Annotated in this window: 12 protein-coding genes and 2 pseudogenes; 2 read left to right on the top strand and 12 right to left on the bottom strand. The window is 58.6% G+C overall.

Annotated features, from left to right (window positions below; translation table 11 throughout):
• Window positions 1-489: 489 nt before the first annotated feature.
• The 6 genes from AC1D1M_RS30950 to AC1D1M_RS30925 all read right to left on the bottom strand — a co-directional run bounded on the left by AC1D1M_RS30950 (window position 490) and on the right by AC1D1M_RS30925 (window position 6072).
• Window positions 490-1392, bottom strand: coding sequence for a universal stress protein (locus AC1D1M_RS30950; RefSeq protein ID WP_477778636.1), 903 nt, complete (start codon window positions 1390-1392; stop codon window positions 490-492).
• A gap of 385 nt (window positions 1393-1777) precedes the next feature.
• Entirely contained in the window at window positions 1778-2545 is a 768-nt protein-coding gene (locus AC1D1M_RS30945) for an ABC transporter ATP-binding protein (protein ID WP_477778635.1), read from the bottom strand.
• 20 nt (window positions 2546-2565) lie between these two features.
• The gene (locus AC1D1M_RS30940) at window positions 2566-3279 is read right to left on the bottom strand and encodes an ABC transporter permease (RefSeq protein WP_477778634.1); all 714 of its coding nucleotides are present in this window, start codon (window positions 3277-3279) and stop codon (window positions 2566-2568) included.
• A complete protein-coding gene (locus AC1D1M_RS30935) occupies window positions 3276-3965 on the bottom strand; it encodes an ABC transporter permease (protein ID WP_477778633.1) in 690 nt (229 codons plus the stop codon). The genes AC1D1M_RS30940 and AC1D1M_RS30935 overlap by 4 nt, the downstream gene beginning before the upstream one ends.
• Before the next feature lie 86 nt (window positions 3966-4051).
• Complete coding sequence (locus tag AC1D1M_RS30930) at window positions 4052-4840, bottom strand: ABC transporter substrate-binding protein (protein ID WP_477778632.1); 789 nt, start codon at window positions 4838-4840, stop codon at window positions 4052-4054.
• Window positions 4841-4902: 62 nt separating this feature from the next.
• Window positions 4903-6072: a M20 aminoacylase family protein gene (locus AC1D1M_RS30925; RefSeq protein WP_477778631.1), complete on the bottom strand. Its 1170-nt coding sequence runs from the start codon at window positions 6070-6072 to the stop codon at window positions 4903-4905.
• A 132-nt stretch (window positions 6073-6204) separates the two neighbouring features.
• Between AC1D1M_RS30925 and AC1D1M_RS30920 the strand changes: the two genes are divergently transcribed.
• The gene (locus AC1D1M_RS30920; RefSeq protein ID WP_477778637.1) at window positions 6205-7158 is read left to right on the top strand and encodes a LysR family transcriptional regulator; all 954 of its coding nucleotides are present in this window, start codon (window positions 6205-6207) and stop codon (window positions 7156-7158) included.
• Window positions 7159-7233: 75 nt separating this feature from the next.
• Here AC1D1M_RS30920 and AC1D1M_RS30915 read toward each other — a convergent pair whose 3' ends face one another.
• Window positions 7234-7431, bottom strand: coding sequence for a hypothetical protein (locus AC1D1M_RS30915; protein ID WP_477778630.1), 198 nt, complete (start codon window positions 7429-7431; stop codon window positions 7234-7236).
• A gap of 227 nt (window positions 7432-7658) precedes the next feature.
• The gene (locus AC1D1M_RS30910; RefSeq protein ID WP_477778629.1) at window positions 7659-8372 is read right to left on the bottom strand and encodes a hypothetical protein; all 714 of its coding nucleotides are present in this window, start codon (window positions 8370-8372) and stop codon (window positions 7659-7661) included.
• Between the two features lie 292 nt (window positions 8373-8664).
• On the opposite strand from AC1D1M_RS30910, the pseudogene AC1D1M_RS30905 reads away from it, so the two are divergent.
• A pseudogene (locus AC1D1M_RS30905) lies at window positions 8665-8802 on the top strand (AraC family transcriptional regulator); the annotation flags it as partial.
• Window positions 8803-8845: 43 nt separating this feature from the next.
• On the opposite strand, the gene AC1D1M_RS30900 reads toward AC1D1M_RS30905, so the two are convergent.
• The 4 genes and pseudogenes from AC1D1M_RS30900 to AC1D1M_RS30885 form a co-directional block, all read right to left on the bottom strand.
• A complete protein-coding gene (locus AC1D1M_RS30900; protein ID WP_477778628.1) occupies window positions 8846-9595 on the bottom strand; it encodes a hypothetical protein in 750 nt (249 codons plus the stop codon).
• 102 nt (window positions 9596-9697) lie between these two features.
• A complete protein-coding gene (locus tag AC1D1M_RS30895; protein WP_477778627.1) occupies window positions 9698-11260 on the bottom strand; it encodes a DUF5666 domain-containing protein in 1563 nt (520 codons plus the stop codon).
• On the bottom strand, window positions 11257-12099 hold the full coding sequence (locus tag AC1D1M_RS30890) for a DUF6502 family protein (RefSeq protein ID WP_477778626.1): 843 nt from the start codon (window positions 12097-12099) through the stop codon (window positions 11257-11259). The genes AC1D1M_RS30895 and AC1D1M_RS30890 overlap by 4 nt, the downstream gene beginning before the upstream one ends.
• A 130-nt stretch (window positions 12100-12229) precedes the next feature.
• Window positions 12230-12636, bottom strand: a pseudogene (locus AC1D1M_RS30885) (hypothetical protein); the annotation flags it as partial.

Below are 12636 nucleotides of genomic sequence, written 5' to 3'. Positions count from 1 at the left end.
ATTGCTTGATTCAGTTGTTAAAGAGCGGTTGGTTAAGATCTTTCGTCTCAACCGAGGTGCGCATCTTACAGCGCATCTTTTCAATTTGCAACCTTAAAAGTTTCTGATTTTTCAATAAAATCAACTACTTAAGCCAAGAGCAACATCAAGCTGCTCGTTAGCGGGAGGCGAATAGTACAGCATTAAAATACGTGGTCAACCCCCCCACCTGAAAATTCTTCTTCCCAACCAAAGCGCCCGGGTTGCCACCATGAAAACCGCCAGCACCTATATAAAGCATCAGGGCAACAGAGAGCCCAGACCACGTCGTCACTGAAGCACCCCTTACTTCGTGGACGCCGGCTAACAGCTTTTGGCCGATGTCTGTTTGTCGCCACCGTCAGCTCTGGGCCAATTGCGTCCCTTGGTGACTGGCTGCAACCAAGTGCGGTCATAGCCATGCGTCAGTGAGAATATTCCAGTCACTTACGCTTTGCGGTGTCTTCTCAATCACTGATCCGCAGAACCCGTAACGGCGAAAATGTTGCAGGGCACTTGAAACAGAACCTGCTCCGTCGTACTGCCCACCCATTTGCCCAGCCCCTTGCGATGCGCATTTCCCATGACGATCACATCGGCCCGGTGATGCGCTGCAAAGTCAGCTAGCGCTTTGCCAGGCGGCCCTGCAACGAAGTGTTGTCGCTCAGTGGGTACGCCATAGTGGTCAGCCAATGCGATAAATGACTTTTGCAGTGACTTGCGTACATCGCTGCTGAAGCCTGGCATCGTCACTGCACCAGCGCCTGCGTCGGATATATGTGTCAGCGATACATCGTAGGCATACAGCAGATGCAGCTCCGCGTTGCATTGCATCGACAACCCGTTCGCCGCCTGGATGATGCGGTCGTTGATGCCAGTGATCTGAGTCTCGGGTTGTGACGGATCGACTGCCGCCACTACCACCCGTGGAAGTGGACATCTGAGTTCGCTGACCAGATGCACAGCCACCGGACATTCGCGCAACAAGTGCCAATCCAGAGGGGTAATGAAAACGCGCTTGAGCGCTGACTCGTGTTGCACATCCTTGATAACCAGATCCGGCTGCATTTCTGCCACATGCCAAAGTATTTCTTGCAGCGCGGTGCGCGTAACATGCACTTCAGTGCTCACTACGACTCCGCGTCCGCGGATTAGATCAGCCTCATCCTTCAGCCACTTTTCGTTTTCTTGCTGACAGGCCTCACGAAAGCGCGCACCGGCGCTCATCAAACCCAAGAGGTTGGAGTCTTCGATAAACACCGTGATATGCAGCGCTGCGCCAGTGGCTTCGGCAATGGCGACAGCTCGCTCCAACGCCGGGGTGTGACGCATGACCGGACCGGCTATCAGAAAGAGTCGTTGATATTGGCTCATGTAACACCTCCAAACGTTCCGGGATATCTAGCTCCCCCAGCGCTCTCGACTGTCACACCACCGACGATTTACTACCGCCTCAACTATCTGGATCGACACTATCAATATACGCCTGGATTCCATCAATTCCCTACAATGACCTGTCCCCTGTGTATTGCGACAAACTCAACACCGGAAGAAAGGGCAAGGCCTTGGATAACCAGTTCGCTGTTTCGGTTGGGACTTCATTTTCTCTTCATTTTTTTCATCTACAGCAGCACGGATCTGATCGATGCTGAAGCCAGCAGGTTTCTGGCTAGACGGATAAATACGTCGGTATCAACGAGACGCTGGCTCGCGAGATAATTCCCTCTTCCTGATACTCACGTTGATGCTGCTAGCGTAACTACTTGAGACTCCCTGCCAGGAACTGCTGCAACCTCTCGCTCCGAGGATGTACCAGAACACTATCTGGTGCACCCCGCTCCTCTACCCGACCCTGATGCAAAAAGATGACGTGATTTGACACCTGTCGAGCAAACGCCATTTCATGAGTGACCACCACCATTGTTCGACCCTCTTGCGCAAGCTGCTGCATGACTTTGAGCACCTCGCCAACCAGCTCGGGGTCGAGGGCAGAAGTGGGCTCATCGAACAGCATCACCTCCGGCTCCATGGCCAGCGCCCGCGCGATGGCTACCCGCTGCTGCTGGCCACCGGATAAATGGACCGGGTATTGCACCTCGACCTTTTGTGGCAAGCCCACTTTGGCCAGGTAATGACGTGCCCGCTCCAGCGCCTCCTTCCGGCCGATACCCAGCACGCTCATCGGGCACTCGATAAGGTTCTCCAGCACTGTCATATGGCTCCACAGATTGAAGTGCTGAAACACCATCGACAATTTACTGCGCATGACCCGCAATTGCCCGGGGTCGACCACACAAAGCTCGCCCTCTGCATTCCTGCGGGTGCGTAGTTCTTCGTCATTAACGATGAAGCGCCCGGCCGAGGGTTTTTCCAGATGGTTGATGCAGCGCAAAAAGGTGCTTTTGCCAGACCCCGAGGAGCCGATGATGCTGATCACGTCGCCGGCCTTGGCCTTAAGTGAGACCCCCTTCAGGACTTCATGGCTGCCGTAGTTTTTATGTACATCTTCAACAATCAATTTATACATTCGAGCAAATCCAATAGGGGTCAGTGCGTGCGCAGTTTGAGGTAGGCCAGCCAATGCAGTTCGCCGCGACGAAACAGCCCGATCAGGAAAAATGCGCTCGTGGCATACAACACCCCGGCGATGCCAAACGCTGTGAAAGATGCATAAGTCGCCGAATTTACATCCCGGGCAATCTTCAGCAAATCAGGCACCGTGGCGGTGAAAGCTACCGAGGTGGAGTGCAGCATCAAGATCACTTCATTGCTGAAAAGCGGCAGCGCTCGACGCAACGCCGACGGCAGAATGATCCGGCGATAGAGCGTGAATCGGCTCATCCCGTAAGCGCTGGCAGCCTCGATTTCGCCATGAGCTGTCGCTCTGATGGAGCCGGCGAAAATCTCGGTCATGTAGGCACAGGTATTGAGCCCGAACGCCAGTACAGTGCAGTTGAAACCGTCACGGAAAAACGCGTTGAGAAAGTCCTGGGACCGCACCACATGCAAGCTGTACACCCCGGTGTAAAAGAACAGCAACTGGATGTACAACGGGGTGCCACGAAACACGTAGGTGTAACACCAGACCGGCAGGCGCAGCAGCGGGTTGCGGCTGACGCGGGCAATCGACAACGGCACCGCGAGCACAAAACCAATCACCACCGAAAGTATGAGCAGCCACAACGTCACCGCCAACCCGGAAAAATATGGCCCGTCACTCCACAGGTAAGCCTGCCAGTAGTCCTGAAGAATGCCGTTCATAACGCAGCCTTCCTGACACCGACCGAGTAGCGGTGCTCCAGCCACATCAACACACCATTGGAAACCGTGGTAATGGCGAGGTAGATCAGGCCACCGACCAGCGTGAAGTAAAAGAACTGCATCGAGCCCTTGCCCGCATCCTGGGTGGCCTTGACCACATCTGTCAGGCCGATGATCGATACCAGCGCAGTCGATTTGATCAACACCTGCAAGTTGTTGCCAATGCCGGGTAGCGCATGACGCAACATTTGCGGGAACAGGATTTTGCAAAAGGTCTGCCCGTGAGTCATGCCGTAGGCCCTCGCCGCTTCGATCTGCCCCGCCGGGACTGCCTGGAAGGCGCCGCGAAAAGTCTCGGTAAAGTAGGCCCCGTAAATGAATGCCAGCGTCACGACACCGGCCAGAAACGGGTCAATATCAATTTGGGCAATGCCCAGCCAATCGGTCATCCGGTTGAGCACCATCTGCAGGCTGAAGAACAGCAGCAACATGATCACCAGGTCCGGCATGCTGCGGATTACGGTCGTGTAAGCCGTGGCCAGCGTGCGCAACAAACGATTGGACGATAACTTGGAACTGGCGCCCATCAGCCCGGCCAGGACGGCGATCAGTAATGAACAAAGCGCCAGTTTGATGGTAGCCAGGGTGCCCAGCAGAATCTGCGGGCCAAAACCTTCCAGAAGCATCTCACTCTCCTTGTTCTTGTTAGGGTGAGGTGAAGGGGGCAATAGAGCGCTCGAACGAGCGCCCTATTCAAGGTAACGACGACGCGTTAGTTGGCGCCGTAGACGTCAAAATCGAAGTACTTGTTGTTGATCCGCGCGTAAGTACCGTTGGCGAGAATGGTTGCCAGGGCTTTGTTCAAGTCTTCGCGCAACGCGACATCCTCCTTGCGCAGACCAAGGCCATCACCGACGCCGAAGAAACCCGGGGCATCCAGAGTGGCACCGGCAAAGTCATAGTCCTTACCCGCCGCTGTCTTCAAGAAGCCGTAACTGGCTTGAATGGAACCCTGCAACGAGGCATCAAGTCGCCCCACTACCAGGTCGGCGTACACCTGATCCTGATTTTGATAGGAAAGAACGTCCACGCCTTTGGAACCCCAAACCGCTTTGGCATAGGACTCCTGGGTCGAACCCTGCACTACACCAATGCGCTTGCCCTTGAGCGATTCGAGGGTCGGCTGTAATCCCGATCCACGCTTGGCCACTAACCGTGTCGGTGCATTGGACACCTTGTCGGTAAACGCAATCTGCTCCAGGCGTTTGGGTGTGACGGTCATCGAAGACGCCACCGCATCAAACTTGCGCGCAAGCAGTGCCGGGATCATCCCGTCCCAGCTGCTTTCCACCCAGACGCAGCGGGTTTTCAGTTCTGCGCAAAGCGCTTCGGCGATGTCGACCCCAAAACCGGTCAGCGTGCCATCCTGATTCTTGTATTCCAGCGGTGGGTACGTCGGGTCCACACCCAGTTTCAACACTTTGCCAGACCAGTCCGCCGCGCCCGCCAGGCTCGACGCCGTCAGGAACACCAGGGAAACCGCTGCAATCATCTTGTTCATTTTTATTCCTCTTCAGGTCGCAGACTATTTTTGTACAAACTGACGTTCGCCAAGACGGCGTCTCAACGCAGAAAACGCTCGACCAGCTTGACCCAGTAGCTCGCGCCAATTGGCAGGCAAGCATCATTGAAGTCGTAGCCGGGGTTGTGCAGCTGGCACCCGCGGTCCCCCTCGCCATTGCCGATCACCAGATAGCTGCCGGGGCATTTTTCCAGGATGAAGGCAAAATCTTCACTCGCTGTGAAGGGGCGCAAGCCGTCGATCAGATGGTCGTCGCCTAACCAGCCCCGCGCGACCTCTCGGGCAAACGCAGTCGACTCGGTGTCGTTGATCAACACGGGATGACAATGCTGGTATTCGATGTGCGCCTGGGCGCCAAAGCTGCTCGCCTGCCCCTGGACTACCTCGATGATTCTTGCTTCGAGCAACTGGCGAACCTCAGGGGTCAGTGCGCGCACGCTCAAACTCATGTCGGCACTGGCCGGGATCACATTCGAAACAGTGCCAGCATGAATGGAGCCCACGGTGATAATCGCCGTGTCTTGCGGATTGACGTTGCGCGACACGATGCTTTGCAGGGCGATCACAATCGAGGCGCAGACCACCACTGGATCGACGGCTTTGTGCGGCACTGCGCCATGCCCACCGACGCCAATGATTTTGATGTTCACGGTGTCGGCAGACGCCATGAATGGCCCAGTGTAAAAACCCAGATGCCCGACGGGGTAGCCCGGTACGTTATGCATCGCAAACATCGCGTCACAGGGGAAGCGCTCGAGCAAGCCGTCCTCAAGCATTTTCCGGGCACCGCCCAGCCCTTCCTCCGCGGGTTGGAAAATCAGCTGCACCGTGCCGTTGAATGCCCGGGTTTGCGCCAGGTATTTAGCGGCTGCCAACAGGGTTGCTGTATGACCATCGTGGCCGCAGGCATGCATGACACCGTCAATTCGGCTGGCATAGGGCAAACCGGTGGCTTCCTGAATCGGCAATGCATCCATGTCGGCACGCAAGCCGATGGATCGACCCTCTCCACTTTTCAAGGTGCCGACAACCCCGGTCTTGCCCACGCCCGTGCTGACTTCAAAGCCCCAACTCAGCAAACACCGGGCAACCCGTTCACTGGTAGCAAACTCCTCAAAGCCCAACTCGGGGTGCGCGTGAAGACTATGACGCAACGCGATCATTTCATCCTGGATCGCTGCAATGCCTGGCAGCACCTGGTTGGCATCCATTGTTGTTCTCCTTCGATAGAGGCTGCGCGCCTGAAAAAGCGCCGCTGGAATCAATCTTAGGGAGTGGGCTATGCGCTGGGGAGGCCCAGTTTGGTTATGATGACAACTTTTGGTTGTCTGAATGGTGAGCGGATGAAACTGCATCAACTACAAGCATTGATTGCCAGCGCCGAGACGGGCAGCATCCGCGCCGCCGCCCGTTCGATGGAGATTTCCCAGGCGGCCGTGACCAAAGCGCTGCGAGAACTGGAAACCAGTCAGCAGCTGCCGCTGTTCACCCGCACTCCCAGCGGCCTGAATTTCACCGAATACGGCAAAGTACTGCTGACTCATGCCCGACTCGTGATCAAGCAACTGGAGCATGCGCAAACCGAACTCGATCACATGCGTGGCAAGGCTCAGGGACGACTCTGTATCGGGATCACGCCGTGGATCGCCCTGACCTTTCTGCCGGAAGTGGTACTGGCTTTTCGTGAGCGAATGCCGCACATCAGACTGGAACTATACGAAAGCCTGATGGCCGTGGCCCAACCACTGCTACGCGACGGCAGCATGGATTTCGCTATCGGCCAGTTGCACCCGGCGCAATCAACCCAGGAGTTTGCCTGCAATACGTTGCTGGAGTACCAGACGTCAGTGCTGGTCCGCGAGGGTCATGCACGACAGAACGCCCGCTCGATCCATGAACTGCTGGAGCAGAATTGGACCTTGAACTATGCACCGGATGGACACGATGGGTTAATGCAGGAGTTGTTCTGGAAACACGGCGCGCAGATTGATGAGAACCGAATCGTTCGGGCTCACTCATTAGCCATTTTGCAGATGATGGTTGAGCGGGCCGACATGTGCACCTGGGGGCCTTCCATTGTCAGTATTGCCCCGCCCTTCCTCGGTCGCGTGTTATCGCTGGACTTGAACGAACAATTTGAACCCAGACAGCTGAGTATCGTGACACGCCGCAATGGTGCATTGAGTAATCCTGCACTCTGCTTCACCGATTGCCTGTTGCAAGTCATTCGGCGCCATGCCCGATCGGCAAAAAAAGAAGACCGTGCGCTTTTTGAAACCTTACGATTACTACAGTGAAACGACCTCAATCGAATTAACAAGAGACACTAATTTAATATTGACCCCGAAGATAATTGCCCTCGCTTTTATTACTTAGTTCGGTAGAGCCCTGCCCGCTTCGTCCAGCCAGTGCGCAGCTTCGTGCGCCTGACCCTGCTCCACCAGTAACAAGGCCAACATGTAGGCCAGATTGCCACGATCAGCCACCATCCTCGTCGGTGTTTCGGACGGTGCGACAGACTTCAAAAAGAAGTCGCAAACCCCACGACTCTTCAGGGGTTTGCGACTCATGGCCGATACGTCCCTCAAGCTCCCGGGACGTTTTCTGCGGGTATGCCTGCCGTGTTCATTGCGCTACGTGCAGGCCTAGTTTTCAACCTCAACCACGTCGATATCCGGCGCGTCTGGGGCATCCGGGGCGTCGGCCACATCCTCTCTGGCTTCCCTCGCCTCGACTTTGGCAGCCTCTCTGGCTTCCCTCGCCTCGACTTTGGCAGCCTCTCTGGCTGCGTTCGCCTCTACTTTGGCTGCGTTCCTGGCCGCATTTGCAGCAGCCTTGGCAGCATCTCTGGCTGCATCTGCGTCTGCCTTGGCGGCATCCCTGGCTGCATCTGCAGCGGCCCTGGCAGCATCTCTGGCTGCATCTGCGCCCGGATCGCCAGCAGCTCTGGCAGCGGCTCGGGCTGCATCCGCCTCAGCTCTGGCGGCGTCTCTGGCTGCATCTGCAGCAGCTTTGGCAGCATCCCGGGCTGCATCTGCATCGTTTCTGGCAGCGTCCCTGGCCTCATCTGCGTCGTTTCTGGCAGCGTCCCTTGCTTCTGCGGCTTCCCTGGCAGCGTCCCTGGCGTCCTCCGCAGCTTCCCTCGCAGCGTCCCCGGCGTCTTCTGCGGCTTCCCTGGCTGCATCTGCGGCGTTATCCGCGTCGTTGTCATCGTCGTTGTCATGCGCTTTGCCTGGGCCTCTGTTCCCGGCCATTCCACCATGATCATCGTCGTTGTCATGCGCATTGCCCGGGCCTCTGTTCCCGGCCATTCCACCATGGTCAGCGTCGCCGCGCCCCGGGCCGCCATGACCTTCACCGCCATGGCCAGCAGCACCATGACCGCCGCCATCTCCATGGCCGCTACCACCGTTGCCGCCTCCGCCGTCACCACCGTGACCACCGCCGCCTCCGCCGCTGCCGCCACCACCGTGGCCGCCTCCGCCTCCACCGCTGCCACCATCTTTGGCATAAACGCTGGAGAAACTACCGATGTAATCAGGCACCAGGACAGTCGATGCCGACAGGACCCCGCCAATTGCCAGAGCCAACAAACATTTCTTGAGCAGCATGATGCACCTCCGCTTGGAGTTGCGTCGTCATCTCCGTATCGAACGCAATGTCCAGTGAGTTCCCGGCCGCCCATTGGAGCGGCCAACCAACCGGCACGGCCATAAATCTGTAGCAATAACGAGCAACTGCGGTTTCCGCACGATCCTTCAGAGCCGGCATCGTTACGTGGGAAATATTCCCACACCATTTAGATTAGCGCTGTCAGCCTGAGTGTCAACGACCGAACATCAGGACTAAAGCACGCGCTGAGCCATGCCGATGATCCACACGGGCATGACACCTCCCTGGTCGGCGTCACCGAACAGGGTGTGCAGCAGGCGATGGCCCGGGTCGAAGCGGTGAAACGCATCAGTGAAGAGAGACAGGCGGGAATCAGTAGGTGTGGCTGAACACCAGTCCAGCCTCGCCATCCGGGCTGGCGTCGGAAAACCCCTTGACGGCATACAACTGAAACTTCCAGTTCTGATTGAGCTTGTGCGTGAGGAACAGGGTGAGTTCCTTGATCTGGTCGCCCGTGGAAACGACCTTTTGCCGCCAGTCGTAGGACACGCCCGCCGTGGTGCGCGCGAACACGGGCATGGCGAAACCCAGGCCGGCGAATATCGGGTTGTCGAAGTCGGAGCCCGACGGGTCGCCGAATTTTTTCCAGCCCAGAGTGGCGAACCCGGTCACCCGACCGAACGCTTTGGCGACATCGACCTGGGCGGAATAGTCGGTTTTTCCGGTGCCCAGGCACTTGTCTTCGTCGGCTGTGGGCAACTTGACCTTGCCGATCAGGTCCACGAACAGCCCGCCAACGCTGCCGTCAATCACGGCATAGTCGGCACCGGCAACGGTGTCGCCCAAACCGCTTTCCACTTTGCCGCAACCACCAGGCAACGGCTCGCCATCAGGGCCGACCGAAGGATTGGTGATGCGCAGCCAGGGCACAGTGAGCTTGTAGGTCATGGGGCCGGTCTGGTATTTGCCCACCAGCGGGACGTACCAGGTTTCAGAAGTTGTACCGGTGCCATAGTCGCCCCGAGAGTAGTCGGTTCCGATCGAGGTCGAGAAGGTATCGGCCAGGGCCGGCAAGGCCAGGCTGGCAAGCCAACCGACGAGCAGGATGCGCTTGGGGTCCATGTTCACCTCGTGTCTTGCGTCATCGAAGTTCACACGCATGCTTTGTTGCGTGACTTACCAAGCCTAGTTACTTATGACGATAGTGCATCATGACTGCACTGTTTAACCCGACCTGCCGGAATGATCGATTTTTTCAACCGGTTCAACCTTCTCGATTTTCTCGACCTTTTCGACTTTCTCTACCTTCTCAACTTTTTCTGGCCGTTCTACTTTCTCGACTTTCTCCGGGCGTTCGACCTTTTCGGTTTTCTCTACCCTCTCGACTTTATCGACTTTATCGACTTTGTCGGGTTGCTCGACCCTCTCGACACGCTCTGACTTGCCGGACCTGTCCACGCTTTCCCTCTGGTCGCCGCCGCCATGACTGTCATTGCCCCCGTGGCGGGTATCATCGCCGACACGGACTTCGCTGTCGGAGCGGCCGCTCCTGTCACTGCCTGTGTTCCCCGAGCCGCCGGAGTTGCCGGAGCTGTTGGAGCCGCCCGAGTTGCTCGAGCCACTTGAGTCGTCCGTGTTTTGCTCGCTGGTTCGCAGTCGCCCATGTTGATGGCTGGCTGGCGAATCGGAGCGTTCGCGGGGTAATTCGATACGCGTTGCCTGCACGTCCCGCGCACCGGTAAACACGCCGTTGACCCGCACGCGTCGATCCAGCGCCAGCTCCGAAGGCTGCACACCGACAAACACCGTGTCGCGCGCCAGCGTCACATTAAAGCCACCCACCACCAAATGGCGGTCCTGCCGGTGCTGTACCAGGCCCTCGATCACCGCATTGTGTGCCCGGCCAATGAAGGGCAGGCTCGGGTCGGGGCGGCTTTGGGTCACGTCCAGCTCGCGGCCGGACCACTGGCCGCGCACCAGCATTTCCTGCGCCGGGCCTGGGTGATTACTGAGTTTGAGCCCCTGGAGATAGCCGCTGCGATCCACCGGGCCGATGGCACTGGCCTCCTTGAGACCGGGCGCCCGGTCGATGCGGCTGGCCACCACGTCGCCACGGGCATCGCGCAGCCCACTGACCCGTACGGGATCGCCCGGGCGCAGACCCGCAGCGACTTGAGCACCGCTGGCCAGGCGTACCGCTTGCCCCATGACACGCATGGGCATGGAGTCTCTAGACAGGGCTGTCAAAGGGCCTTCGTAGACGTGCAGGATAGAAATGCGCCCGGCCTCCAGACCTCGCTTGGAATTGAACGCTTCCACGGCAACCACTTGGCCGACTGCCAACTGGGTGCTGGTGGTGGCAATGCCGTTCTCGCTGACAGGAACGTTATTGCTGAAGTGCACTTCCACGCCATTGACGCAGATCGAGGCGAACCCGGTGATGGTGCCGACAATGCCGGTACCACCGATCCCTCCGTTATCGTCGCTGATACCCGTGCCACCCACGCCGCCTGCAACGGCACCGGTGCCGCCAATGCCGCCAGGGCGCTTGTTCAGCGGTGCGCCGGTACCGCCCACCCCGCCGTTGTCGGTGCTGATGCCGGTACCGCCCATGCCGCCAGGCGCCGCACCCGTACCGCCGGTGCCACCCGGAGCCTGGATGACCGGCACTTCACTTGTGCCCGCGTCATTCTGGCTGACACAGCCTGGGGCAGCTTGCAACACAATCGGAAGCCCGAGGCCCAGAGCGAGGGCGACTGCACGAATCAGGCGCAATTTGACTGTCATGGCTTAGGGGCCGTTGGTGAATCGGGATCGGAAGCTTCAGTGTAGAAGTACAAACCGACCGTGATGCGCTGGCGCGGTTCAAGGCTGGGCAGATCGCGGAATTCCAGCTCGGCGGCGAGTCGGTTGAAGCTCAACAGGGCCTGCATCCCCTCGCTGGCAACGGCCTCGCGCAGCGCCTCGACGCTCATCGTGGTCAGTGCGTCATAGTGGACGCTGCGTTCAAAAAAGGCCGGACCTTCGCCGCTCAGGTTGTGTACCGCGGCGCAGGCATGATCGTGCAGGTTGTGCCCCAGGTAAGCGGTTTTCTCATCGAAGCCCTTTTGTGGCACGAAGGCCTGGGCTTCGAGGTGCACGCGCTCCTGTTCGTCGAGGCGGACGACGCCCAGGCGCAGCCACTCGTCCAACACCACCCGCGCCCGGATATCCGTGCTGACCTTCGCCACCAGGGCGTCAAAGGAGCGGTCGCCACCGACACTGGCCAATCGTGGCAGTGGCAATGGTTGGCCGGCGTCGTTGCAGAAGGGCGCGTTGGCCCAGGCGTTGACCAATTGCGCACCGAACGTGATGTTTTCCGGAAGCGTGGAAGATGCCGGGTCGCTGGTGTCGCGCAAGCGCCGTACATCCTTGCGGTGCACGCCGGTGAGCAGGCTGATGCGGCTGTCGGTCGGTGCCTTGTCGCCCAGACGGAACTCACGGTCCGCCACTTCGACGAAAACCTCCTTGAGCAGGTCGGCAAACACCAGGTAGGTGACGCTTTTGCGCAGCATCAGGCGTACCAGCGGCCGCATGACATGCCGCAAGGCTTTGAGGAGCGAGGTGGGCAGCGTCGACGATTGCATTCAGCGAATTCCTGGATAGATAACCCCAGTATAGCTACGTGGGAAATAATCCCATGAACCCACTCGCGTTTTTTTGCCGCGCCTCGTGCAAAACCGATCCCCAGGGTTTTGCATGAGGCCGCAAAACGCTTCAGATCCGGCTGTTGTCGTCGTCGGGTTCACCGCCGACATGGACGCCGCGGTCGTCACCAGGCTCGCCACCGACGTGGACGCCGCGGTCATCACCAGGCTCACCGCCAACGTGAACGCCGTGGTCATCACCAGGTTCGCCACCGACGTGGACGCCGCGGTCATCACCAGGCTCACCACCGACGTGGACGCCGTGGTCGTCACCGGCCTCGCCGCGGGCGTGGTTGCCGTGGTCGTCACCCGCTTCTGCATGGGTACCACCGCGACCGGAGTTCGAGGCTCCAGAACCGGCATGGCCTGAATTCCCATGGTCGCTGCCGCTGTGACCACTATTGCCACCATGGCCACTGTTGCCACCGCTCCCACTATTGCCACCATGACCGCCACCGCCACCACCGTTGCCACCGC

This window comes from Pseudomonas sp. P1_F7 (assembly GCF_056405655.1).
Note: the sequence above shows the minus strand (reverse complement) of the source record. Positions and strands in the feature narration are given on the sequence as shown.

Excerpts from the sequence above, each read along its gene's own strand:
- AC1D1M_RS30890 (WP_477778626.1), bottom strand. The coding sequence starts at position 12,099 with ATGCAATCGTCGACGCTGCCCACCTCGCTCCTCAAAGCCTTGCGGCAT.
- AC1D1M_RS30900 (WP_477778628.1), bottom strand. The coding sequence starts at position 9,595 with ATGGACCCCAAGCGCATCCTGCTCGTCGGTTGGCTTGCCAGCCTGGCC.
- AC1D1M_RS30915 (WP_477778630.1), bottom strand. The coding sequence starts at position 7,431 with ATGAGTCGCAAACCCCTGAAGAGTCGTGGGGTTTGCGACTTCTTTTTG.
- AC1D1M_RS30940 (WP_477778634.1), bottom strand. The coding sequence starts at position 3,279 with ATGAACGGCATTCTTCAGGACTACTGGCAGGCTTACCTGTGGAGTGAC.
- AC1D1M_RS30920 (WP_477778637.1), top strand. The coding sequence starts at position 6,205 with ATGAAACTGCATCAACTACAAGCATTGATTGCCAGCGCCGAGACGGGC.
- AC1D1M_RS30910 (WP_477778629.1), bottom strand. The coding sequence starts at position 8,372 with ATGCCAAAGATGGTGGCAGCGGTGGAGGCGGAGGCGGCCACGGTGGTG.
- AC1D1M_RS30925 (WP_477778631.1), bottom strand. The coding sequence starts at position 6,072 with ATGGATGCCAACCAGGTGCTGCCAGGCATTGCAGCGATCCAGGATGAA.
- AC1D1M_RS30945 (WP_477778635.1), bottom strand. The coding sequence starts at position 2,545 with ATGTATAAATTGATTGTTGAAGATGTACATAAAAACTACGGCAGCCAT.
- AC1D1M_RS30930 (WP_477778632.1), bottom strand. The coding sequence starts at position 4,840 with ATGAACAAGATGATTGCAGCGGTTTCCCTGGTGTTCCTGACGGCGTCG.
- AC1D1M_RS30935 (WP_477778633.1), bottom strand. The coding sequence starts at position 3,965 with ATGCTTCTGGAAGGTTTTGGCCCGCAGATTCTGCTGGGCACCCTGGCT.
- AC1D1M_RS30895 (WP_477778627.1), bottom strand. The coding sequence starts at position 11,260 with ATGACAGTCAAATTGCGCCTGATTCGTGCAGTCGCCCTCGCTCTGGGC.
- AC1D1M_RS30950 (WP_477778636.1), bottom strand. The coding sequence starts at position 1,392 with ATGAGCCAATATCAACGACTCTTTCTGATAGCCGGTCCGGTCATGCGT.